This is a genomic window from Uliginosibacterium sediminicola (assembly GCF_039631295.1).
Taxonomy (GTDB): Bacteria; Pseudomonadota; Gammaproteobacteria; order Burkholderiales; family Rhodocyclaceae; genus Viridibacterium; species Viridibacterium sediminicola.
In genome coordinates, this window is record NZ_JBDIVE010000004.1 from 142184 (window position 1) to 163724 (window position 21541).

General features: G+C 63.0%; 24 protein-coding genes. 11 read left to right on the forward strand and 13 right to left on the reverse strand.

What is annotated here, in order from left to right:
* Window position 1 precedes the first annotated feature (1 nt).
* Window positions 2–688, reverse strand: coding sequence for a two-component system response regulator CreB (creB, locus tag ABDB84_RS09545; protein WP_345919491.1), 687 nt, complete (start codon window positions 686–688; stop codon window positions 2–4).
* Window positions 689–835: 147 nt separating this feature from the next.
* On the opposite strand from creB, the gene mnmG reads away from it, so the two are divergent.
* Window positions 836–2758: a tRNA uridine-5-carboxymethylaminomethyl(34) synthesis enzyme MnmG gene (mnmG, locus tag ABDB84_RS09550; RefSeq protein ID WP_345919492.1), complete on the forward strand. Its 1923-nt coding sequence runs from the start codon at window positions 836–838 to the stop codon at window positions 2756–2758.
* Between the two features lie 14 nt (window positions 2759–2772).
* Here mnmG and ABDB84_RS09555 read toward each other — a convergent pair whose 3' ends face one another.
* Window positions 2773–3318 (reverse strand): DUF6036 family nucleotidyltransferase, encoded by a 546-nt coding sequence (locus tag ABDB84_RS09555; protein ID WP_345919493.1) that lies wholly within the window; start codon window positions 3316–3318, stop codon window positions 2773–2775.
* Window positions 3315–4016 (reverse strand): helix-turn-helix transcriptional regulator, encoded by a 702-nt coding sequence (locus ABDB84_RS09560; RefSeq protein WP_345919494.1) that lies wholly within the window; start codon window positions 4014–4016, stop codon window positions 3315–3317. Before ABDB84_RS09560 ends, ABDB84_RS09555 begins: the two co-directional genes overlap by 4 nt.
* Window positions 4017–4095: 79 nt before the next feature.
* On the opposite strand from ABDB84_RS09560, the gene ABDB84_RS09565 reads away from it, so the two are divergent.
* The gene (locus ABDB84_RS09565; RefSeq protein ID WP_345919495.1) at window positions 4096–4443 is read left to right on the forward strand and encodes a PIN domain-containing protein; all 348 of its coding nucleotides are present in this window, start codon (window positions 4096–4098) and stop codon (window positions 4441–4443) included.
* 13 nt (window positions 4444–4456) lie between these two features.
* Here the strand turns inward: ABDB84_RS09565 and ABDB84_RS09570 are convergent, their stop codons facing one another.
* A complete protein-coding gene (locus tag ABDB84_RS09570) occupies window positions 4457–4633 on the reverse strand; it encodes an AbrB/MazE/SpoVT family DNA-binding domain-containing protein (protein WP_345919496.1) in 177 nt (58 codons plus the stop codon).
* 320 nt (window positions 4634–4953) lie between these two features.
* Here ABDB84_RS09570 and rsmG point away from each other — a divergent pair, with 320 nt between their 5' ends.
* Genes rsmG through ABDB84_RS09605 form a run of 7 tightly spaced genes read left to right on the forward strand, consistent with a single transcriptional unit; the run spans window position 4954 to window position 8662 of the window.
* A complete protein-coding gene (gene rsmG / locus ABDB84_RS09575) occupies window positions 4954–5583 on the forward strand; it encodes a 16S rRNA (guanine(527)-N(7))-methyltransferase RsmG (protein WP_345919497.1) in 630 nt (209 codons plus the stop codon).
* A gap of 8 nt (window positions 5584–5591) precedes the next feature.
* Window positions 5592–6362, forward strand: coding sequence for a ParA family protein (locus ABDB84_RS09580; RefSeq protein ID WP_345919498.1), 771 nt, complete (start codon window positions 5592–5594; stop codon window positions 6360–6362).
* 3 nt (window positions 6363–6365) lie between these two features.
* Window positions 6366–6659, forward strand: coding sequence for a nucleotidyltransferase family protein (locus tag ABDB84_RS09585; protein ID WP_345919499.1), 294 nt, complete (start codon window positions 6366–6368; stop codon window positions 6657–6659).
* A gap of 20 nt (window positions 6660–6679) precedes the next feature.
* A complete protein-coding gene (locus ABDB84_RS09590) occupies window positions 6680–7009 on the forward strand; it encodes a HepT-like ribonuclease domain-containing protein (RefSeq protein ID WP_345919500.1) in 330 nt (109 codons plus the stop codon).
* The gene (locus ABDB84_RS09595; RefSeq protein ID WP_345919501.1) at window positions 7006–7863 is read left to right on the forward strand and encodes a ParB/RepB/Spo0J family partition protein; all 858 of its coding nucleotides are present in this window, start codon (window positions 7006–7008) and stop codon (window positions 7861–7863) included. Before ABDB84_RS09590 ends, ABDB84_RS09595 begins: the two co-directional genes overlap by 4 nt.
* A gap of 13 nt (window positions 7864–7876) precedes the next feature.
* Window positions 7877–8200 (forward strand): cupin domain-containing protein, encoded by a 324-nt coding sequence (locus tag ABDB84_RS09600; RefSeq protein ID WP_345919502.1) that lies wholly within the window; start codon window positions 7877–7879, stop codon window positions 8198–8200.
* Between the two features lie 33 nt (window positions 8201–8233).
* Window positions 8234–8662 (forward strand): EamA family transporter, encoded by a 429-nt coding sequence (locus tag ABDB84_RS09605; RefSeq protein ID WP_345919503.1) that lies wholly within the window; start codon window positions 8234–8236, stop codon window positions 8660–8662.
* 8 nt (window positions 8663–8670) lie between these two features.
* Here the strand turns inward: ABDB84_RS09605 and ABDB84_RS09610 are convergent, their stop codons facing one another.
* Window positions 8671–9180, reverse strand: a complete 510-nt coding sequence (locus ABDB84_RS09610) for a hypothetical protein (RefSeq protein ID WP_345919504.1) — start codon at window positions 9178–9180, stop codon at window positions 8671–8673.
* A gap of 87 nt (window positions 9181–9267) precedes the next feature.
* Between ABDB84_RS09610 and ABDB84_RS09615 the strand changes: the two genes are divergently transcribed.
* Complete coding sequence (locus tag ABDB84_RS09615; RefSeq protein ID WP_345919505.1) at window positions 9268–9954, forward strand: DUF4197 domain-containing protein; 687 nt, start codon at window positions 9268–9270, stop codon at window positions 9952–9954.
* A 274-nt stretch (window positions 9955–10228) separates the two neighbouring features.
* Here ABDB84_RS09615 and ABDB84_RS09620 read toward each other — a convergent pair whose 3' ends face one another.
* From ABDB84_RS09620 to aas, 6 genes are all read right to left on the reverse strand, one after another.
* Window positions 10229–11413: a multidrug effflux MFS transporter gene (locus ABDB84_RS09620; protein WP_345919506.1), complete on the reverse strand. Its 1185-nt coding sequence runs from the start codon at window positions 11411–11413 to the stop codon at window positions 10229–10231.
* Window positions 11414–11476: 63 nt separating this feature from the next.
* On the reverse strand, window positions 11477–11947 hold the full coding sequence (locus ABDB84_RS09625; RefSeq protein WP_345919507.1) for a protease complex subunit PrcB family protein: 471 nt from the start codon (window positions 11945–11947) through the stop codon (window positions 11477–11479).
* On the reverse strand, window positions 11944–14598 hold the full coding sequence (locus tag ABDB84_RS09630; RefSeq protein ID WP_345919508.1) for a S8 family serine peptidase: 2655 nt from the start codon (window positions 14596–14598) through the stop codon (window positions 11944–11946). Before ABDB84_RS09630 ends, ABDB84_RS09625 begins: the two co-directional genes overlap by 4 nt.
* A gap of 205 nt (window positions 14599–14803) precedes the next feature.
* Window positions 14804–16156, reverse strand: a complete 1353-nt coding sequence (locus tag ABDB84_RS09635) for an MFS transporter (protein WP_345919509.1) — start codon at window positions 16154–16156, stop codon at window positions 14804–14806.
* Window positions 16153–16647, reverse strand: a complete 495-nt coding sequence (locus ABDB84_RS09640) for an endonuclease domain-containing protein (RefSeq protein ID WP_345919510.1) — start codon at window positions 16645–16647, stop codon at window positions 16153–16155. Before ABDB84_RS09640 ends, ABDB84_RS09635 begins: the two co-directional genes overlap by 4 nt.
* Window positions 16644–18794, reverse strand: a complete 2151-nt coding sequence (aas, locus tag ABDB84_RS09645; protein ID WP_345919511.1) for a bifunctional acyl-ACP--phospholipid O-acyltransferase/long-chain-fatty-acid--ACP ligase — start codon at window positions 18792–18794, stop codon at window positions 16644–16646. The genes ABDB84_RS09640 and aas overlap by 4 nt, the downstream gene beginning before the upstream one ends.
* A gap of 178 nt (window positions 18795–18972) precedes the next feature.
* Between aas and ABDB84_RS09650 the strand changes: the two genes are divergently transcribed.
* Window positions 18973–20454: a pectinesterase family protein gene (locus tag ABDB84_RS09650; protein ID WP_345919512.1), complete on the forward strand. Its 1482-nt coding sequence runs from the start codon at window positions 18973–18975 to the stop codon at window positions 20452–20454.
* A 62-nt stretch (window positions 20455–20516) separates the two neighbouring features.
* Here the strand turns inward: ABDB84_RS09650 and ABDB84_RS09655 are convergent, their stop codons facing one another.
* Both ABDB84_RS09655 and ABDB84_RS09660 read right to left on the reverse strand, forming a co-directional pair.
* On the reverse strand, window positions 20517–21056 hold the full coding sequence (locus tag ABDB84_RS09655) for a YebB family permuted papain-like enzyme (protein ID WP_345919672.1): 540 nt from the start codon (window positions 21054–21056) through the stop codon (window positions 20517–20519).
* Between the two features lie 69 nt (window positions 21057–21125).
* Complete coding sequence (locus tag ABDB84_RS09660) at window positions 21126–21455, reverse strand: ArsR/SmtB family transcription factor (RefSeq protein ID WP_345919513.1); 330 nt, start codon at window positions 21453–21455, stop codon at window positions 21126–21128.
* Window positions 21456–21541 lie beyond the last annotated feature (86 nt).

The window sequence follows — 21541 nt, forward strand, 5'->3', positions numbered from 1 at the left end:
TTCAGTGCATCGAGAACGAGTAGCCCATACCGCGATGGGTCTGGATCAGGTCTGCTTCTGGCGCGACTGCACGAAGTTTGGCGCGCACGGTCTTGATATGGGTGTCGACGGTGCGATCCGAGCAATCGCGCTCGTTGCCCCACACCGTATCAAGCAGTTGGTTGCGCGAGAACACCTGATCAGGGTGGCGCATCAGCTGACGTAGCAACAGGTACTCGAAACGCGTGAGCGGAAGAGCGCTGCCTTGCCACAGGATGCGCGCCCCACCCTCGTCGAGCTGCAGGCTAGTGCCGGCCGGGGTACTTATGTGGCGGCTATTGCCGTTCTGTCGCCGCAGGATGACGCGGACTCGCGCGACCACCTCGCGCGGGCTGAAAGGCTTGAGCACGTAGTCGTCTGCGCCGATCTCGAAGCCCAGCACCCGGTCTATCTCCTCACTGCGTGCAGTGAGGAACATCACAGGCAGGGCGTCGTGTCGCGCCCGGATGCGACGGCAGACTTCAAATCCTGAGAGATCAGGCAGGCCCACATCGAGTATGACCAGGGCGGGCGGCTCACGCTCGATTCCGGCAAGTGCTGCTTCGCCAGTGGCCGCCCAATCCGGTACATAACCCTCGCTGCGCAGTGCATAGCAGAGGGTGTCGGCAATCGCGGGTTCATCTTCTACGATAAGAATGCGGGGAGACATGGCGTGATCTTACCTTGCCCTGCGATATACCGTTCCGAGCTTGACAGACTCTTCGCAAGCCCATGTTTCAGCTAGGATTTCAGCACAATAAGCCGTATCATCCGCTCCCTCCCCCGGGTTTTCCGTTAGCCAGATTCGAGTCGTTCCATGTCAGCCAGCAAGATCGCCAACACCTTTCCAGATCGCTTCGACGTCATCGTCGTCGGCGGCGGCCATGCCGGTACCGAGGCGGCGCTGGCGGCGGCGCGTACGGGGGTGAAGACGCTGCTGCTGAGCCACAACATCGAGACGCTCGGGCAGATGAGCTGTAATCCCTCGATTGGCGGCATCGGCAAGGGGCACCTGGTCAAGGAAGTCGATGCACTGGGCGGCGCGATGGCGGAGGCTACCGACGAAGGCGGCATCCAGTTCCGCACGCTCAATTCCAGCAAGGGCCCGGCGGTGCGCGCCACGCGGGCGCAGGCTGACCGCATTCTGTACAAGGCGGCGATTCGTCGGCGCCTGGAAAACCAGCCCAACCTGACCCTGTTCCAGCAGGCGGTGGATGACATCGTGCTGGAAGGCGACCGCGTGGCCGGCGTGGTGACGCAGACCGGCATCTGCTTCCGTGGCCAGACCGTGGTGCTGACGGCCGGCACCTTTCTCAACGGCCTGGTGCACATCGGCTTGCAGAATCACTCGGCGGGCCGTGCGGGCGATCCGCCAGCGATTACGCTCTCACAGCGTCTGCGCGAAATGCAGCTGCCGGTCGGCCGCCTGAAGACCGGCACGCCGCCACGAATAGACGGAAAAACAATAGATTTCTCGGTCATGCAGGAGCAGCCCGGTGATGATCCCGAGCCGGTGTTCAGCTTCCTTGGCTCGCGCGCCCAGCATCCCAGGCAGCTGCCCTGCTGGATCACCAGCACCAATACGCGTACCCACGACATCATCCGCGCTAACCTCGACCGCTCGCCGATGTACTGCGGCGTGATCGAAGGCGTCGGCCCGCGTTATTGCCCGTCTATCGAAGACAAGATCCACCGCTTCGCTGACCGCGACAGCCACAACATCTTCCTCGAACCGGAAGGCCTGACGACACACGAGTTCTACCCGAACGGCATCTCGACTTCGCTGCCCTTCGATGTGCAGCTCGACATCGTGCATTCGATTCGCGGCATGGAAAACGCCCACATCCTGCGGCCCGGCTATGCCATCGAGTACGACTACTTCGATCCGCGCAACCTCAAGAGTTCGCTGGAAACCAAGTCGATCAGCGGCCTGTTCTTTGCCGGCCAGATCAATGGCACCACGGGTTACGAAGAAGCCGCCGCGCAAGGTCTGCTCGCTGGCGCGAATGCCGCACTGCAGGCGCAAGGCAAGGACGCCTGGTGCCCGCGCCGTGACGAGGCTTATCTGGGCGTGCTGGTCGACGACCTGATCACGCGCGGCGTCAGTGAGCCCTATCGCATGTTCACCTCGCGCGCCGAATTCCGCCTGCAGCTGCGCGAAGACAACGCCGACATGCGCCTCACCGAACACGGCCGCCGTCTGGGCCTGGTCGACGATGCGCGCTGGGACGCCTTCAGCCGCAAGCGCGAGGCCATCGAACGCGAAGTCGCGCGCCTCAAGATCATCTGGGCGCGGCCGCAGAACCTCGGCGCCGAGGAAATGCAAAACGTCTTCGGTCAGCCACTGGAGCGCGAATACAGCTACTTCAACCTGCTGCGCCGCCCCAACGTGAGCTACGCCCAGCTGATGTCGCTCTCCGGCGCGCCGGAGGATGCGCTGAGCGATCCGCAAGTCGTCGAACAGGTCGAGATTTCATCCAAGTACCAAGGCTATATCGACCGCCAGCAGGACGAAGTCGCCCGCGCCGCGACGCAGGAAAACACGCGCCTGCCCGCCGACATGGACTACACCGGCATCCCTGGCTTGTCCAAAGAGCTGCAGAGCAAACTCAACCAGCAAAAACCCGAAACCATCGGCCAGGCCTCACGCATCCAGGGCATGACGCCCGCTGCAGTGGGCATCTTGCTGGTGTGGCTCAAGCGCGCCGAGCTGCTGGCCAAGAGCAACGAGGCGGCTTGAGCTCAGGCACTTGCCTAACCCTTGGTATCGCGCGCGGATTTTTCCCAACGACGGATTGTTGCGCGCAAGCTTCGCTGTGCCTTGCTGTCGATAGGCATTGTTGCCACCAGCTCCAACACCTGAGCTAGTGTCACATAGCTGTGCTGAAACAGCGCTATGCAGAAGTCACGGTCTTTTTCGCGGCCTGCCGCAGCCTTGGAGAGAAAGAGATCGGGTAGATCGAGGCAATATCCGACGCGGTTCTGCGTATTGCCGTTCTGGACGCGGTGTACGCGCTGCATCCAGTCTTGCGGCAGGACCGCAGTTTCCGGCCCTACGCCTTGGGCGTAATAGCCGTTGGTTTCGTGAAATTGTGAGCCCTCGCCAATCGCGCCTTCAATACGATCTGCTAGTTCAGGTGCCTGAAGCGGATAAATATCCGCCTCCATCGAGACCGTGAATGCGTGATCCGGCCTCGGAATGGCCCCGAGTATCGATTGGCTCCCGACGATCACGAACTCGTATTGATCCGTGATATCGCCGCTTGCTCGAATGATGTGTTCGAGTTCGTCGCGCGTCATGGCGCAGGCTCGATGTCTGCCTTGTTCTGCCTATTTTCTGTTGCGCCGCCGATCTCGATGCCTGCTTTGAGCTCTGTCACTTGCTGCAGGATGCGCGCTCGCACCTCTTCCGGCAGGATAGTCACCAGCGGCGAAGTCTGGCGTAGCTGTTGGGCATGACGCGTACGACCAAGCACCTTGCGCCAGGCTCGTGCATCCAGGATGTCCAGCCAGCTGCGCCACAGGCTGGCTGAACGCAGGTCACCCTCTGATAGCCAGCGTCGCGTCGTCTCTTGCGCCTGCTGCACCAGCACCGGATCAGCTTTGGCCCGGCGCACGGCTTCCTCGTGAAGGGCGAGGCTTTGCAGATCCTGAAGACGGTGTCTTGTATTGTCTGAAGCAACGCGTACCTGGACGACCGGTGCCGTGCGCCATGATCGGGCGGCCGCAGAGTCCGCAGGTGGCGGCTGCAGGCTGTCACCGGCCAGTAGCGCCAGTTCGCCGCTGATACCCAGAACGGACATGACCCTGAGGTAGGTCCCGATAGCAGGTGTAGGATCTCCCGCCTCGACGGAACGCAGTGTGTTGCGGGCAATACCCGCGCGCGCAGCCATCTCGACCGTACCCAAACCCTGGGTCTGGCGCAGGCGCTTGAGTCGGTCGCCCAGTTGCAATAACAACTGGCGTTCCAGAAGGGTGCTGATGTCCGGGGTGCTCATATGAGCGACATATTAATCAAAAATCAGCATTTTGATCAATTTGTTGAGCAATTGATCAGATCGGGCAGCGCTTCCACTTGTGGTTCCGGAGGCGCTGGAGATTTTCAACCGCCAGCATGGATGCATGGCGCTGTCAGCGATTACGGTCGCAGAGCTGGTGCATGGCGCGGAGAAGAGCTGCCGGCCCGAGCAGAATCTCGCCGTGGTGGAGGACTTCTGCAGCCGTCTGGCGATCCTGCCTTATGGTGAGCGCGAAGCCTTCCACTACGGCAGCATCCGCGCAACCTTGGAGCGGCTGGGTCAGCCCATCGGCGTGAATGATCTGCACATTGCAGCGCATGCGCGTGCGCAGGGGCTCACGCTGGTGAGCAATAAGCTGCGCCAATTTGAACGCGTGCCGGGTTTACTGACGGAAAACTGGATTTGAGCCCGCAGGACCGTCATGGCGAGCTAGTTGATTCCGCCAACACGTCGGGTGTATCAGACAAGAACAGCGTGTCGCCCTTCTCCAGCTTCACGCGCGCCAATACCTCCTTGTGCAGGGTCATGCCGGCCCGAATGATCGATCTGGCTCTGAGTTTGCGGGCTTGCGGCTTGCTAAAGTGATTGTTCAGCAAGGTTTGTCGCTTGGCGGTCGGCCGGTGCAAGCAAACCGCTGCAGCGCCGCGCAGGAGCGAACTATTGCGCCTGTTGAGCCTTGGCGAAAGCGAGGATGACTTCGTGGACCACCTTGCGCTCGTCTGGCGACACGCGTTCGCAGATCTGCTCGACCAGTTCCAGTGGGGCGGCCTTGTGTGCGGCGGGCTGCTTGACACACTTCGAGTGGCTACAACTCGGTTCCCACGGGCAGCCTTCCGCGCGGGGTTTAGGCAGCGCTCGGCAATGCGCTTAAAATAGCGGCTTTGCCCGCCCCCACCGGGGCTGACCGGAGTCTGGTTTGTCCGCTTCCCAACGACTTGATGCGCATATCGCCGCTCTTGGCCTCGATCTGGACCAGGCTCAGCGCGACAAGCTGCTCGCCTATGTCGCCCTGATCCTCAAGTGGAACAAGGTCTATAACCTCACGGCGATCCGCGATGAGGCGCAGGCCATCGATCTGCACATTGCCGATTCGCTGACCTTGCTGCCGCATGTGGCGGCTGAGCGGCTGGCTGATATTGGTGCCGGCGCGGGCTTGCCGGGCATCGTGCTGGCGATCTGCCGGCCGGATCTGCAGGTCGAGCTGGTCGATACGGTGGACAAGAAATGCGTCTTCATGCGCCAGGCGGCGGGCACCCTGGGGCTCAAGAACGTGGCGGTGCATCACACGCGGGTCGAGAACTTCAAGCCGGCGGCGCCTTTCCCGGTGATCACCTCACGCGCCTTTGCCGAGCTGGCCGATTTCGTGCGCTGGACGGAGCATCTGCTGGCCGAGGGCGGTCACTGGCTGGCCATGAAAGGCGTGTATCCTTCGGATGAAATTGCGCGCTTGCCGGCCACTGTCCGCGTGAGTGAGAGCAGACCGCTGCAGGTTCCGGGGCTGGATGCCGAGCGCCACCTGATCATCATTGAAAAAATTGCGTCCTAGAGGCTGACATGGCCCATATCTTTGCTGTTGCCAACCAGAAGGGTGGCGTTGGTAAAACCACCACGACGGTCAATCTGGCGGCCGCGCTGGCGGCCCACGGCCAGCGCGTGCTGCTGGTCGATCTTGACCCGCAGGGGAATGCCACCATGGGTTCGGGCGTCGACAAGCGCAGCGCGCCGTCGACCGTGTACCAGGTGCTGGTCGGCCTGAAGACCCTCATCGAGTCGCGCCAGCGCTCCGAAGCGGGCGGCTACGACGTGTTGCCGGCCAATCGTGATCTGGCCGGTGCCGAGGTCGAGCTGGTCGAGATCGACAACCGCGAAAAGCGCCTCAAGGATGAGCTGGCCACCGTCGATGCCGACTACGATTTCGTGCTCATCGACTGCCCGCCTTCACTGTCGATGCTCACCCTCAACGGTCTGTGTTCGGCGCACGGCGTGATCATTCCCATGCAGTGCGAATACTATGCGCTGGAAGGTCTGTCCGACCTGGTCAACACCATCAAGCAGGTGCATGCCAAGCTCAATCGCGATCTGAAGATCATTGGCCTGCTGCGCGTCATGTTCGACCCGCGCAGCACCCTGGCGCAGCAGGTCTCGGCGCAGCTGGAGCAGCACTTCGGCGACAAGGTGTTCAAGGCGGTCATCCCGCGCAATGTGCGCCTCGCTGAAGCGCCCAGCCACGGCTTGCCGGGCGTGATCTTCGACAAGAATGCCAAGGGCTCGCAAGCTTATCTGAGCTTTGCCGCCGAGATGATCGAGCGGATCAAGACGGTTTGAGTCATGGGACAGCTCCTGCAACGCGCACGTACGAATCGGGCTGCCATCCTGTTGCTGCTGGAGCAGTTTCAGGCCAGTAATCCGCGTTTGTTCGGCTCCGTTGCACGCGGCGAAGAGAACGAGGCCAGCGATATTGATCTGCTGGTTGAAATGCCCAAAAACATTTCCTTGCTTGATGTTGCCCGTTTGGAGCTGGCTTTGTGCGATCTGCTGGCGCACAAAATCGATCTGGTGATTGAAGATGAGCTGCATCCGCGCATTCGTGAGCGGGTGTTGAGCGAGGCGAGACCGCTGTGAGCGCAGAGCGTGAGCCGCGTGTGTATCTTGACGATATGATTGCTGCTGCCAGCGAGCTGGCGGCGATTGCCGCTGAAGGAGAGGCGCAGTTCAAGCAGAACCTGCGTAGTCGTTTGGCGGCCGAGCGCCTGATCGAAATTCTCGGTGAAGCCGCCACGCATATGCCGGACTCCGTGAAGCAGCGTTTTCCTGCGCTGCCTTGGCGAGGATTGAGTGCTACGCGCAACCGCGTCATTCATGCTTATCATTCGCTTGATGTTGATCGTATCTGGACCCTGGCTGCGATCAGCGCCCCCGAATTACTTACACAGCTAAAGGCCGTTTTGCAGGCCATCGATTCAGAACAATGACACCACCCAAACTCAAAGGCCTCGGTCGCGGCCTCGACGCCTTGCTGGGCGGCGACACCTTGCCGTCTGATAACGCCGGCAATCTCACCACCTTGCCGGTCGGCAAGCTGCAGCCGGGCAAGTACCAGCCGCGTACGCGCATGGATGCCGGCTCGCTCGAAGAGCTGGCCGCCTCGATCCGCGCGCAAGGCCTGATGCAGCCGATTACCGTGCGCGCCGTTGCCGGCGACATGTACGAGATCATCGCCGGTGAGCGTCGCTGGCGCGCCTCGCAGATCGCCGAGCTGAAGGAAGTGTCGGTGATCATCCGCGAGATTCCGGATGAAGCCGCGCTGGCCATGTCGCTGATCGAGAACATCCAGCGCGAAGACCTCAACCCGCTCGAAGAAGCACAGGGCATCCAGCGCCTGATCGACGAATTCGGCATGACCCACCAGCAGGCGGCCGATGCACTGGGCCGTTCGCGCCCCGCCACTTCCAACCTGCTGCGCCTGCTGCAGCTCTCCGAGCCGGTGCGCGAGCAGCTGATGGTCGGCGACATCGAAATGGGCCATGCCCGCGCGCTGCTGGCGCTGCCGGCGGCTGAGCAGATCCTGCTTGGCAACCAGATTGTCGCCAAGCGTCTGTCGGTGCGCGACACCGAAAAGCTGGTCAACAGCCAGCTCAATGGCCAGGACGCCAAGACCGCCAAGCGCGCCGAAGCCAGCCAGGATTTGCTGCGCCTGGAAGAAGAGCTCTCCGACAAGCTTGGCGCGACGGTCAAGATCAAGGCCAACAAGAAGGGCGTCGGCGCGATCACCATCGACTTTGCCAGTCTTGATCAGCTCGACGGCTTGCTGGCGCGCCTGAAGTAGTCGGCAGGCGGGCATGACGCCGGAACTCTTCAACCTGTTCGCGCAGCTGCCTGTCACGGGCGAGGAAGAGCATTTCCAGTGTCTGTTCGAGTCGGATCTGGTGCGCATCGAGCGCATCGTCTCCGATGGCCAGCACAGCGCTGCTGACTTCTGGTACGACCAGCCGCATGACGAATGGGTCATGCTGCTGCGCGGCGAGGCGGCGCTCGAATTCGCCGGCGGTGCCCAGCAGGTGCTGCGCCCCGGCGACAGCCTGCATATTCCGCCGCGCTGCCAGCATCGCGTGGCCTTCACGGCGCCGCGTACGGTGTGGCTGGCGGTGCACGTTTTCGGTTGAGTCACCGCAAGCGCATCACCCAAGGAGTGCGTCATGAGCATGGGCTGGATTCACTGGGCACTGTTGTCGGCGAGCTTTGCGGCGCTGACCGCCATCTTCGCCAAGCTGGGCTTGCAGGGCATTGATTCGGACTACGCTACGCTGATCCGCACCTGCGTGATCCTGCTGGTGCTGGCCGCTCTGGTGATGGTGCTCGACAAATGGCGCAATCCCTTCGATCTGCCCGCGCGTTCCCTGCTCTATCTGGTGCTCTCGGCGCTGGCTACGGGCGCTTCGTGGCTCTGTTATTTTCGCGCCCTCAAGCTGGGTGAGGCCTCGCAGGTGGCGCCGATCGACAAGCTCAGCGTGGTGCTGGTGGCGATCTTCGCCGTGCTCTTCCTCGGTGAGCGCCCGGATGCGCGCGGCTGGCTGGGCATCGCCCTGGTTGCGCTGGGTGTTCTGGTGCTCAGCCTCAAGCGCTGACGGGTCGTTCAGTCGCGCAGCTGCCGCAGCCAGTCGCGGATGCCGGTCTTGATGCGGCGGGCCAGTCGCCAGGCGGGATGCGCCTTGACGCGCGCATAGACGTATTCACGCAAGCGGATCAGCCCGGCCCACAGGCGTGCGAACCAGGCCAGCTGCATCAGTGCAGGTCGCGTCAGCGCAAAGATGCGTGCGCCCAAGGCGGTGCCGACGACCTTGGCCGACAGGAACACGCTCATGCCGGAGAACAGGTGCCCCTTGCCCAGCAGCCACAGACCGGCCAGCTTGAAAGGCAGCAGGCTTACCAGGGGAATCGCGAAGCAAGCCAGTGCCAGCCAGGGCGGCGCACGGCGGATCAGGGCTTCGATATTGCGGATCAGCGGCAGCTGGCCGATACGCCGCATCAGCTCGCCCAGTGGCTGCCACAGCCAGTCTTCGAGCCAGATCAGCAGTGCTGCAAGCAGCACGAAGGGAAAGCCCAGTGCGCGCAGCAGGCGCTTTTTGAAACGAGGATCTGTCACAGTGCGTGTCGCACGCGCGAGCGTGCTTGTCTCCAGTCATTGCGCTCGGTAGTCTTGGTCAGATTCTATCCGCCGAGGACATTTCAAGTGAATAAACGCCGTCAGCTGCTGGCCTTATTGGCCGCCTCACCCTGCTTGGCGCACGCCGGCCTGCTCGATAGTCTCTCCAGCAAGGACGCTGGCACCGCGCTGAAGCAGGCGCTGGAACAGGGCGCCTCTCAGGCGGTGGCGACGCTGGGCGCGGCCGATGGCTTCTTCGGTAACGAGCGCTTCAGGCTGCCCTTGCCCGATGTGTTGCAGAAAGCGGCGCCGATCTTGCGCACCCTGGGGCAGGGCCAGGCGCTCGATGACTTGCAGCTGACGATGAACCGCGCAGCCGAGACCGCGGTGTCCGAAGCCAAACCCCTGCTGCTGGCGGCAGTGAAGTCGATGAGCGTACAGGACGCCAAGGGCATCCTGTCGGGCGGCGAGGATTCGGTGACGCAGTTCTTCCGTGGCAAAACCCAGGCGGCGCTGACACAGAAATTCCTGCCCGTAGTCAGCAAGGCCACTTCGCGCCTGCAGCTGGCCGATCAGTACAACAAGCTGGCCGGGCAGGCAGCGACTTTCGGCCTGCTCAAGGCCGAGGATGCACAGCTCGAGGGCTTCGTCACCCGCAAGGCGCTCGACGCGCTGTACCTGCGCATCGGCGACGAGGAAAAGGCGATCCGCCAGAACCCGGCACAGGCCATCGGCAGCATGGCCAAGAAGGTGTTCGGCGCGCTGGGGAACTGAGTGCGCCCAGGGCGTGTTCACATTCACGCGACGGTTGCGCGGGTACTGAATTCGGCACAGAACAAGGCGCAGCGACGCTGTCAGGGTGGTCCCCTGGCAAGGAGCTGCAACGCAGTGCTGTGTCGAATTCAGTGCCCGCCCGGAGGGTTGAAGTGCAGGGCTCGCCATACTGCGTTGTGCTCCTTGTGCAGGGGGCCACCCTGCACTGTGTCGCACGCCTTGTCTGGCAAGCCCTGCACTTCAACGCAATCCGCCGGGTGAATGTGAACACGCCCTAGCCCCGCTTGCCGCGCAGTGCGTAGGCACAGGCGGCAGCGCTGATCAGGAAGCTCGCGGCGGCGCCCCAGGCCAGGCTCAGGGTGCTGCCCCACAGCAGGGGGGCGATCAGGCCGGCGGCAATCGCCATGATCAGGGTCTGGATGGTGCCCTGACAGCTGGCGGCCAGACCGCGCCGCGCGGGGAACATGTCCAGCGCGTGCAGGGTCAGGGTCGGCATTGCCGTGCTCATGCCCAGGGTGTAGAGCATCAGCTGCGGGATGCGTGCCGCCAGTGTGTCAGGCAGCAGCAGGTTGAGTGCAAGATTGATCAGCATGGCGCTGCCTGCAATGCCATAGGCGAGCTTGACTGTGCCCATGGCGTGGAATTTGCCCGCCAGGCGCGCCGAGAGTACAGAACCGAGCACCATACCGCTGACCAGGGGCACGAACATCCAGCCGAATTCGGTGGCTTCCAGGTGCAGGTGCTGCATCAGGAACACCGGTGCCGACATCACATACAGGAAGAAGCCGCCGAACAGGCTGGACATGGCCACCGAGAGCAGCACGAAGCGCGCATTGCCGAAGACTTCCAGATAGGCGTGCAGCAGGTGCAGCGGGTGCAGCGACTGGCGTTTTTCGACCGGCAGGGTTTCCGGCAGCTTGTGCCAGACCAGCAACATCAGCGCGGCCGACATGATTGCCAGCAGGACGAAGATCGAGCGCCAGCCCCATTGCGTGGTCAGCATGCCGCCGATGATCGGCGCCACGCCCGGCGCAATCGCGAACACCATCGCCACGTGCGACATCAGGCGCTGTGCTGCGGGGCCGTCGAGCAGGTCGCGCACGATGGCGCGGCCGACGATCACCCCCGAACCGGCCGACAGGCCTTGCAGGGCGCGCCCCAGCCACAACAGCTCGATGCTCTGGGCAAAACAGCACAACAAGGACGCGAGCAGGTAGAGCGACATGCCGACGAGGATCACGCGGCGGCGGCCCAGCGCATCTGAGATGGCGCCATGCCACAGCATCATGATCGAGAAGGGCAGCATGTAGGCGGTCAGCGACTGCTGCACTTGCAGATTGCTGGCACCCAGCGAGTCCTGGATGGCCGGGAAAGCCGGCAGGTAGGTGTCAATCGAAAACGGGCCGATGGCGTTCAGCGAGGCCAGGATCAGCGCGAGTAAAAGGTAGGGAATCTTCACAACAATCTCGTTTGCGGCAACGCAGCATCGCCGGGTTCGCAAGCCTATCAGGCTGCGCCGGACTCAGGGGCGCGCGAGTTGAATCTTGTTGAGCAGACGATTGTTATCGGCGTCCAGCACGCGGACCTGGCGAAGGCCTTTGCGCTGTACGCGCAGCAGTGCGCAGGGTTCGCTGAGGGCCAGCGTGTTGATCGCGCCGGTAGCGGGTTTGAGTTCGCGCACATAGAGGCTCAGGCTGCCCTGGCTGAAGCGGCTGCGCTGTAGCGTCAGGCTGTAGCCGCCGCCGGGGCGCGCGCCGAGTGTGGCGATCACCACCAGCTGGCGCGACCAGTCCAGTGGCTGCAGGAACACAGCGTCCGCGGCGGCGGCATCAAACGGGAACAGCGCCTGCCAGTCCGCTGCGCGCTGCACCAGCTTCACACCCGCATCCTTGCTGTGCCAGGGGCACTGCTGGCTGGTCTGCACCTCAAGTACCGGTGCAGCCAGGCAGGGCAGGCTCAGCATGGCGAGCAGGGGCAGCCAGCGCTTTTTCATGGCGTATTGCGCAAGCTCAGCGCATTGCCGCCGACCGACAAGGCGCTGCTGCTGGAGATCCCGGTCGGCGCGACGACGAAGTCGATACCGCTGACATCACCCTTGACGGCGATCACCTGGCCCAGTGATGGATATTGTCCGCAGACCTCGCCGTTGTCGCAGACATCACCGTCGTAATTGGCGTCCGAGCCCGCCGCGACGATCACACTACCGGCCTGTACGCCTGAAATGCTCCAGGCGTACTTGCCATTGCTGACATTGACGCTGGTGAAGGTGAGTGCGTTGCCGGTGGTGGCGTCGACCACGAACACGAACAAGCGGCCAAAATTGGCGGTGCTGCTGGTCCCCGAACTGGCTGCCTTGGTGACGCTGAGCTGCACAACAAAGCTGCGCGCCGAGGTGGTGACGGTGAGTGTCGGGTAGAAGGTTCCGGTGGCCAGCAGACTGCGACTGACCGTCACCGTGTAGGTGCCCAGCCCGGTCGAGCTATCGATGCTGGTGGCGCTGACCGAGACGGCGGTACTGCTCGACACGATGCTGGTCACCGTTTCGCTGGTGCTGGCCGTCGTTTGCAGGCTCAGCGTGGCGCTGCTGGTGGTGCTGCCGAAGTTGATTGACGAGGGCGAGGCGACGATGATGCCCGCCGGAGCCGTGCTGGTGCCATTGGCCAGCGCAATCGCTTCGTCGACCGCCTTGCGGGCGTTGATCAGGCCATAGCCATAGGTGCTGTCGCGCCCGCTGCTGCCGATGTCGTCGGTGATTTTGCTCAGTGCGATGAGGGTGTCGACCTGCGACGGGGTGATGTTCGGATTGACCCAGCGCATCAAGGCCATCACGGCCGCGACGTGCGGCGAGGCCATCGAGGTGCCCATCATGCCGCCGAACGATGCTGTGCGTACGCCTTTGGCATTGAAGCTGCCGAGCGTCGCATAGACCGCGTCAGGATAGCCCGTGCCGGTGGTCGACTGGCTGCTGTCACCGCCGGGGGCGGCCAGGGTGAGGTTGCTGCCGGAGTTCGAATAATAGGCTTGGGTCTTTTGTGCGTTGAGCGCGCCGACCGAGATCACGCCTGTGCAATTGGCCGGGCTCGATACGGCGACACTGGTGCCCAGATCATTGCGTGCGTCATTCCCCGCTGCGGCAACGATGATGGTGCCCTGCGCCCGCGCCTGGGTGATCACGTCGGCGTAGCTGGCCGGGCAGGAGCCCGAACCGCCCAGACTCATATTGATCACGTCGGCGCGCCGCGTGGGAACGCTGCCGGAGCCGTTGCTCAGACCCGCCGCGTAAAGGATCGCCTGGCTGACATCGTAGCTGGTGGTCGTTGCCACGCCGGGGCGGAACACGCGCAGCGGCATGATCAGCGCCTGCGAGGCAAGCCCTGCGCCGTACAAGCCGTTGCTGCTCAGCGCAGCGATCGTGCCGGCCACATGGGTGCCGTGCCAGACCGGGTTGTTGGCGCGCGTGCTCGGATCATCACCGCCGGGCGCATTGTTGTCGCCCGCCGTGCTGACCGAGATGAAGCTGTAGCCGCTGACTTGCTGGCCGAGCAGGTCGGGGTGGTCGGTGACGATGCCGCTGTCGATCACCGCCACGATGGGGCGCACGGTCGGTGCGGTGCTCAGGGCATTGATGCGGTCGATCGCCGAAGCCTGGTTGATCATGTCGAAATGCCAGCGCTGCGGCGCGTAGCTCGGATCAGTCGGCGTGTAGTTCAGTGCCATCAGGAAATTGGGCTCGACGTAGTCGTAATCGCCGGACTGGCTCAGATGCTTGGCGTAGCTCAGGGTGTCGATTTCGCGCTGCATGCGTGCGTCGATGGCCGCTGCATCGCTATTGTTTGCCAGCAAGCCGGCCAAACGCACGCTGAGCGTCTCGTTATGCTTGCGGGCACGCACGCCCATCGCACGCAGCACGCTGCCATCCGGCACCTCAAGCAGACGCGGGTGGCGGCCCAGGCGTGCGCTGTCTTCGCCGATGCTGAGTGCTGCGGCCGACAGCTGACGCTCTTTGGCCACCAGCTGACCGCTGGCGATCAGGGCCGTGCTGCTGGCCGCGTTGCTGCAGCTGCTCGCTTCGCCCGGCGCGCTGATATACATGTTGTAGAGACCATAACCGCTGCTGGCCTGGACGCCGATGTAATAGCTGCCGGCTTTGGAAACGGTGATGCACTCGCGATTGCTCTTGCCTTGCGACTTGCCGACCGTACTGCCGCTGGAATTGAACAGGAAGAGGTCCAGATCGTTGCTGCTGACATCGCCGACGAAGCCCAGATCAATAGTTTGGCCGGCGGACAGGCTGACGCTGAACACATCCAGTTCGTCACCATTGGTGTAGTTGTAGCCGGTTGTCGGCCCCTGTCCGGCGCGGTTGACCGAACCGATCAATTGCACCGGCGCAGTGATGGCCTGGGCGGTGGCAATCGTGTCATTGCGCACCCAGCCGACTTGCAGGGGATCATTGGTATCGCTATCGACGGCGGCATTGTCGGGAACCGAGATGCTGCCGCTCAGCGTAAAGCCGCTGCTGGTACGCGGTGTGCTGCTGGTGGTCGAAGTACTGCTGCCACCACCGCCGCCGCCACCACCACAGGCAGCGAGACTCAGGGTGGCAAGCAGGGCCAACAAGCGAGGCATCAATGAAACGGACATTCCCGGAAGCTCCGACAGTTCAGCGATTAAAGGGGGCCGGCGTTTTGAGTACTGGCAGGTATGCTGTCATCCTGAACCAAGTCTGGCAAGGCAAGCTCCCCGTTTGGACAAGTTTGACAAATAAAAACAGCAGGTGAAGCACCAGCGGACCCGGTCGGCCGCCGGCTGCGACCAGCGGCTGCGGTGGCTTGATGAGTCCGCATGTTCAAGGTCCGGTTTTGCCTGAGGGACGCCGCAGCACCCAGGCGCGCAAACGCTCGGCAAACTCTGGCACCTGTTTGCAGAGGTAGAGCAGGAACACGATGTTGATCAGCGCGGTGATCAGGAACACCTGCGGAATGCTGGCGCCAGCGGCCATCGCGACGCCCGCGAAGAGCGCCGAGACGACCAGGAATGCGGCATTGAGGATGTTGTTGGCGGCGATGATGCGCGAGCGCTCGGCAGGTTTGGCGCGCGACTGGATCAGCGCATAGAGCGGCACCGTGTACAAGCCGCCGGAGACGCCGATCATCACCAGATCGAAGAGGCCGCGCCAGTGGGCAGAGTCGGCGAAGAAGGCTGCGACGCTGACGAATTGCGGCGGCGTGGCCGGACTGACCCACCACACATCGATGCCGAACAGGCTCAGGCCGATGGCGCCCAGCGGCACCAGACCCAGCTCGACATGCTTGCCCGACAGGCGCTCGCAGAGGAAGGAGCCGACGGCGATGCCGACGATGAAGCTCGACAGCAGGGCGGTGACCAGCAGCTCGTTGCCGCCCAGCACGACTTTGACATAGGGCGCGAACTGCGAGAGGAAGATCGCGCCGTAGAACCAGAACCAGGAGATGCCCAGCAGGGCGTTGAACACCGTGCGGTCGCCGCGCGCCAGACCGATATTACGCAGGGTCTCGCTGAAGGGATTGAGATTGATCCGCAAATTAGGCGCGGCCGCTGGCGCATCAGGAATGGCGCGGCTGATGCCGTAGCCGGCGAGGGCAACCAGCACGCAGCAGGCACCGGCCAGTGCTGCGCCCTGCGGCTTGATCGCCATCAGCAAGCCGGCCAGCACCGAGCCGAGCAGGATTGCCACGAAGGTGCCGCTCTCCACCCAGGCATTGCCGGCGACCAGCTCATCCTCATGCAGATGCTGCGGCAGGATGGCGTATTTGAGCGGGCCGAAAAAGGTCGAGTGCAGGCCCATCAGGAACAGCGCGGCAAGCAGCAGCTCGGCATGGGCGGTGGCAAAGCCGAGGGCGGCCAGCGCGGCAATGAAGATCTCCACCGCCTTGACGATGCGCACCACGCGCGCCTTGTCGTACTTGTCGGCAATCTGCCCGGCCATCGCTGAGAACAGGAAGAAGGGCAGGATGAACAGCCCCGCCGCCAGCTGCACGACGATGGCCGGATCCAGCCCCAGCACGCTGCCGCTCTGAAAAGCCAGCAGCAGCACCAGCGCGTTCTTGAAGATATTGTCGTTGAAGGCACCGAGGAACTGGGTGAGGAACAGCGGGCCGAAACGGCGGGCGCTGAGGAGGCTGGGGCTGGATTGCTGGGCGTTGGGGGTTGAGTTGTTCATGGTTTTCTCGGGCGCGTTGCAAGGGTGTGTACGTGTGCGAGAGATTTCCCCTCTCCCGGTCCTGACGGACCACCCTCCCCCTGGGGGGAGGGAACTGCAGACCTCGTTGCGAGGTGGATCTGTTCGAGCACTTGTTGCGTGCGGAGAAAAACGTCGTCATTCCAGAAGCGCAGCACGGTAAATCCTTGTTGGTTCAACCAGAAGCTGCGTTGTGCATCGTAATTCACTTCATTGAGATGCTGACTGCCATCTAGCTCGACGATGAGTTTATGTTCCGGACACAGGAAGTCCGCAATGTAGTGCCCGATGGGTTCTTGCCGTTTGAACTTCAATCCCATGAAACGACCAGCACGCAGGTAATACCAGAGCCGATTCTCGGCTTCTGTTTCTGTCGAACGAAGCTCACGCGCTTTATCGCGCATGCTCGTAGCAGTTCCCTCTCCTTGAGGAGAGGGTGGCGCGCCAGCGCCGGGAGAGGTGAGGCGTTTCATACTCCCTCCGTCCACTTTTTCAGCGTCACATAATCCGTCTTCCCCGTCCCCAGCAGTGGCAGCGCTTCCACTACGACGATCCTGCGCGGCACGGCCAGCTCAGGCCAGCCGCCTGTCTTGGCGGTGTTCAGCAAAGCCTCACGGTGCAAAGTCTTGTCGGTCGTGAACAGCACCAGCGCTTCGCCCTTGGCTTCGTCTGCAACCGCGCTGCAGGCATGCGCGAAGCTGGGTGAGGCTTGGGTGGCGAGTTTTTCGACAGCTTCCAGGGAAATCATTTCACCTGCAATCTTGGCGAAGCGTTTGACGCGACCGACGATGCGCAGGAAGCCCTCGTCGTCGATCTCCACCACGTCGCCGGTGTTGTACCAGCCGGCGCCCAATTCCGAGGCGGCCGCTTCGAGCACGCCGGGGCGTTCGGCCTTCAAGTAGCCGGACATCACATTCGGCCCGCGCACATGCAACACGCCGCCCTGGCTGATGCCGGCGACCGGCAGCAGCTGCGCCTCGATGCCCGGCAGCAGCTGGCCGACGGTGCCGCTGCGGTAGGCCATCGGCGTGTTGACCGACAGCACCGGCGCGGTTTCGGTGGCGCCATAGCCTTCGAAGATGCGCACGCCGAATTTCTCGAACCAGCTGGCACGCACGGATTCCGCCAGCTTCTCGGCGCCGGCGACGACGTAGCGCAGGCGATAGAAGTCGTAGGGATGCGCGTGTTTGGCGTAGTTGCCGAGGAAGGTGCTGGTGCCCAGCAGTACGGTGCAGGCGCGGTCGTAGGCCAGCTCCGGGATGATGCGGTAATGCAGCGGTGAGGGATACAGGAAGACCTTGGCGCCGCTGAGCAGGGGCAGCAGGCCGCCGGCGTTGAGGCCGAAGGAGTGGAACAGCGGTAGCGCATTGAGGATCTTGTCCTCGACCGAGAAGTCGATCACCGCGCGGATCTGCGCCACATTGGCAAGCAGCGCGCGGTTCGACAGCACGACGCCCTTGGGCTTGCCTTCAGAGCCTGAGGTGAACAGCACGATGGCGGTGTCTTCGGGCGAGGCTTTCTGGGTGGCCAGGCGCGGGAAGGGCAGCGCCCACAGCATCAGCCACAGCTTGTCGGTGATGCTCATCGCAGCGCGCAGATCTTCAAGGTAGTGAATCTGCACGCCCTGCAGCGCGGCGAGCTTGTCGCCAAGCTTGGCTTGCGTGATGAAGGCGCGCGAGCTGACGATGTGGCGGATCGTCGCCGCCGTGCAGGCCGCCTGCATGCCCTCGACACCGGCCGTGTAATTGAGCATCGCCGGCACGCGGCGCAGACCATTGAGGCCGAAGATCAGGGCCAGGGTGGGCGCGAGATTGGGCAGCAGGACGCCGACGCGTTCCTCGGGCGCGGTGAAGCGCGTGACCAGGCGCGCCAGCGCGAGCGCCATCTTGAGCAGATCGCCGTAGCTGTATTCGACCTGCTTGATGTCCTCGACGACGCGAGATTTGCGGCCATGTACGGCGATGCTTGAGAGCAGCGCAGCAAACAGGGTTTGCTGCGGGCGGCTGGCGAAGATCATGTTCTGCATCACGCGGCGCATGGCTTCGCCGGCACGGCGGCGGCGTTCGCGTGCGGTACCCGTGGCCGGCATCTCGATCCGCGTGGGTGTGCAGACGCTCAGCGAGATCTGCGGCAGCAGGCGGCGCGGAAAGTGGCCGGACATGCGCGAGAAAAAGCTGCGCGCCGCGCCATCGATGCGGATCGGCAGCACCGTGGCGCCGGTCTTGGCGGCGACGAAGGCGGGGCCGTCATAGGTCTTCATCAGGCTGCCGGTCTGGGTGATGCGCCCCTCGGGGAAGATCACCACCGGGCGGCCGGCTTCGAGCAGGCGGATGACTTTCTTCATCGCCAGCGGGCTGCTGGGGTCGACGGTGAGGTAGTCGCAGAGCAGCAGCACCAGGCGGAAAAACGGGTTGCGCACCACACCGGTGTGCACGATGAACACCGGGTTCTGTGGCAGCCACAGGCCCAGCAGCAGGCCATCAAGGAAGGACTCGTGATTGGCAATGATGAGCAGGCGCTCGGCTTGCAGATCCGCATCGCCACGCAGCTGCACACGGAACAGCAGACCGGTCAGCTGACGCAGAACGAATTTCAGACTCAGACGCAAAAACTTCGGCATGTTTGGGCTCCGGGTGGAGGAATTCTGGATGATCCTGCTTTATGTTTCGCTGCGCAGTAATCTCGCCCGCCTGGGCTTGCGCAAGGTGCTTGCGCCCTCATGGTGGGCGCGTAGAATCGCTCCCCGTGCCTGTTACCGAAAACATCAGTGGCGCGACATCAAACAAGGAGGAGATTCCATGCGTGACTTGAAGAATTCCATTGCCGCGTGTCGCACGCTGGCCGTGGCTGCGCTGTTGAGCCCGGTATTGCTGGCGTGTTCGACGCCGCCCGCGGCGAGCAGCCGCGTTCCCTCGCTGCCCCATCGCCCGCAGCTGAGTGATGCCCAGGCGGCACGCTACAGCTATGCCGAAGTGCTCAAGGTGACGGGGGCCGTCGGCGCCCTGAAGAATGATCCCTGGGACCCGCTGGCCGATGCCTTCATGGCGGGCAAGGCTACGGTGACGGCGGACTACGTGGTCGACAAGAATAGTGCAGCCGACGGCGTCAAGCGCTTCAACAGCATCCAGGCAGCGGTGAACAAGGCGGTGCTCGATGCTACGGCCGGCGCACGCAGCCAGCGTATTTACATCAGCATCGCGCCGGGCACCTACAGCGAGCTGGTCTACGTGCCGGCGCTGGGCGCGCCGATCACGCTCTACGGCACCGATGCCGACGCGACCAAAACGCGCATCGCCGTGAACATCGACGCCGGCATGCCCGGTGACGAATACGCCGCCAAGTTCGGCCCGCAGTTCAAGGATGTCGATGCCAGCATCCAGGCGATGGCCAAGGTGCAGCTCGATCGCGGCAAGAGCGGCATCGGCACCAGCGGTTCGGCGATGGTGTGGATCAAGAACGATGGCTTCCAGGCCAAGAACATCACCTTCCACAACACCTACAACGCCAATCGCGGCGCTTGCAAGGAAGCGCTCAACGCGCTGGGCCAGTGCCCCACCGGCAACCACCAGGCGGTGGCTTTCCTGATCGACGCGGCTGACAAGGTCTACGTCGAGAACGGTCGCTTCCAGAGCTACCAGGACACGCTGTACTTCAAGTCCAGCGGCGTCGGCAAGACCAATCGCTCGTTCTACAACAACTCCTATGTCGAGGGCGATGTGGACTTCATCTTCGGTCGTGCCACCGGCTACTTCCGCAAGACCGAGATCAAGTCGCTGGGCGTACGCAGCGCGTCGGTCTTTGCCACCGCGCCGAGCACCAATATCGGCACGCCTTACGGCATCGTCTTCGATGACTGCAACTTCACCAGCGACGGCAAGGGCGTTGCGGCGACCGGCGACACCTATCTGGCGCGCCAGTGGTTCGAAGGTCAGCGCTGCAGCCCCTACGGCAATGATCGCGACAAGTGCAGCATCGATGCGAGCAATAGCGCCGCAGTGACGGCCACGGTGATCCGCAAGGAGAACATCGAAACCGTTGGCAAGACCATCGTGATGAACTCGCGTCTGGGCGCGCACATCAACAAGCGCGGCTGGGCGGACTGGGAAGGCGATCCGGCCAAGACTTCGTTCCGCAAGGCGACCTACAGCTCCGACGTGTTCTTCGACAATCTGCAGGCGGCTGGCAAGAATCCCGCCGCGCTGGGCTACAGCAAGCCGCAGCCGGTCGAGTACTTCCTCGCCGAGTACAACAACAGCGGTCCGGGCGCCTCGCCGAACTGAGTCGTGTCGTACTGAGCCGAGGGCCGCCGTGTGCGGCCCTTTTTCCTGGCGCGCCATGGTCTTCAGCCCAGCACGGTCTTGAGCTGCGGGCAGCGCAGCTGGCTGGCCGGGGTGATCGTCTCGCGCTGCCAGGGAATGCGCCCGAAGAACCACAGGCGCCAGAAGCCCAGCGGCGCCTGGGGATTGCTGCCGAGCAATTCGGCAAAGGTCTCGATGCGGCCGATTTCCACGCCGCAGGCCTCGAACAGCACCTCGCGGACGAACTTGGAGCAGAACTGGCGGCGGGCACGCAGCGCAAATCCGGTGTGATAGAAGCTGCCCAGGCGTTCGGCCACCGCCACCTGCAAGCGCGCCTGCTGCGCGGCATCCAAACCCTGCGGCAGGCGTCGCACGACGTAGCGGCCGTTTTCGGAGCGCGCCACAAAGGCGCTGAAGCTGCGCAATCGCGCACGCGGCACGCAGCTCTCAGCCACCAGCCATTCGCCATCGCGCTGGCCGACGACCACGCCTACGTGATTGGTCCAGCTTTGCGTGGTGTCGGCCACCTTGCAGAACAGCGCGGCGGGAATGCGCGTGAAGACCACATCGCCAATCTCCAGCATCAAGCCCGGGGATGCAGTGTCTTTTAAGTCGATATGTTTAAGCATTTCGATATATTGAGGCAAAAAAATTTACAGGGCGTTTTCCAGGTAGTCGCAGACATCCCCGAAAACCTCTTGCAGAAAAGCCTTGTTGATCCAGAAGAAGACTTCCTTGCCGACTTTCTCCGAACCGAGCACACCGGCCTCGCGCAGGATCTTGAGGTGATGCGAGACCGTCGAGCGGCTCAGCGTCGACACCTCGACCAGCTGGCCAACATTGAGCCTCTCGCCCGGCTCGAAACTCAGCACCAGGCGCTGGCGATGTTCGTCGCCCAGGGCTTCGAAAACGCGGGCCATGTGTTGCCACTGGGCGGGGATTGCACGGGAGTAATCACGGTTCATGTCGAAATAATCAAACATTTCGATATGTGTGTCAAGCGTGAGGACGAATCTCGATTTTTCGTGACTTCTCAGTGCCCGCTGCTTCGACCTATCTGGCACGCCAG

Bases quoted from the DNA above. Each gene is read 5' to 3' on its own strand.
- creB (WP_345919491.1), bottom strand. From the start codon at position 688: ATGTCTCCCCGCATTCTTATCGTAGAAGATGAACCCGCGATTGCCGAC.
- mnmG (WP_345919492.1), top strand. From the start codon at position 836: ATGTCAGCCAGCAAGATCGCCAACACCTTTCCAGATCGCTTCGACGTC.
- ABDB84_RS09555 (WP_345919493.1), bottom strand. From the start codon at position 3,318: ATGACGCGCGACGAACTCGAACACATCATTCGAGCAAGCGGCGATATC.
- ABDB84_RS09560 (WP_345919494.1), bottom strand. From the start codon at position 4,016: ATGAGCACCCCGGACATCAGCACCCTTCTGGAACGCCAGTTGTTATTG.
- ABDB84_RS09580 (WP_345919498.1), top strand. From the start codon at position 5,592: ATGGCCCATATCTTTGCTGTTGCCAACCAGAAGGGTGGCGTTGGTAAA.
- ABDB84_RS09585 (WP_345919499.1), top strand. From the start codon at position 6,366: ATGGGACAGCTCCTGCAACGCGCACGTACGAATCGGGCTGCCATCCTG.
- ABDB84_RS09595 (WP_345919501.1), top strand. From the start codon at position 7,006: ATGACACCACCCAAACTCAAAGGCCTCGGTCGCGGCCTCGACGCCTTG.
- ABDB84_RS09600 (WP_345919502.1), top strand. From the start codon at position 7,877: ATGACGCCGGAACTCTTCAACCTGTTCGCGCAGCTGCCTGTCACGGGC.
- ABDB84_RS09605 (WP_345919503.1), top strand. From the start codon at position 8,234: ATGAGCATGGGCTGGATTCACTGGGCACTGTTGTCGGCGAGCTTTGCG.
- ABDB84_RS09625 (WP_345919507.1), bottom strand. From the start codon at position 11,947: ATGAAAAAGCGCTGGCTGCCCCTGCTCGCCATGCTGAGCCTGCCCTGC.
- ABDB84_RS09630 (WP_345919508.1), bottom strand. From the start codon at position 14,598: ATGTCCGTTTCATTGATGCCTCGCTTGTTGGCCCTGCTTGCCACCCTG.
- ABDB84_RS09635 (WP_345919509.1), bottom strand. From the start codon at position 16,156: ATGAACAACTCAACCCCCAACGCCCAGCAATCCAGCCCCAGCCTCCTC.
- ABDB84_RS09640 (WP_345919510.1), bottom strand. From the start codon at position 16,647: ATGAAACGCCTCACCTCTCCCGGCGCTGGCGCGCCACCCTCTCCTCAA.
- aas (WP_345919511.1), bottom strand. From the start codon at position 18,794: ATGCCGAAGTTTTTGCGTCTGAGTCTGAAATTCGTTCTGCGTCAGCTG.
- ABDB84_RS09650 (WP_345919512.1), top strand. From the start codon at position 18,973: ATGCGTGACTTGAAGAATTCCATTGCCGCGTGTCGCACGCTGGCCGTG.
- ABDB84_RS09655 (WP_345919672.1), bottom strand. From the start codon at position 21,056: ATGCTGGAGATTGGCGATGTGGTCTTCACGCGCATTCCCGCCGCGCTG.
- ABDB84_RS09660 (WP_345919513.1), bottom strand. From the start codon at position 21,455: ATGTTTGATTATTTCGACATGAACCGTGATTACTCCCGTGCAATCCCC.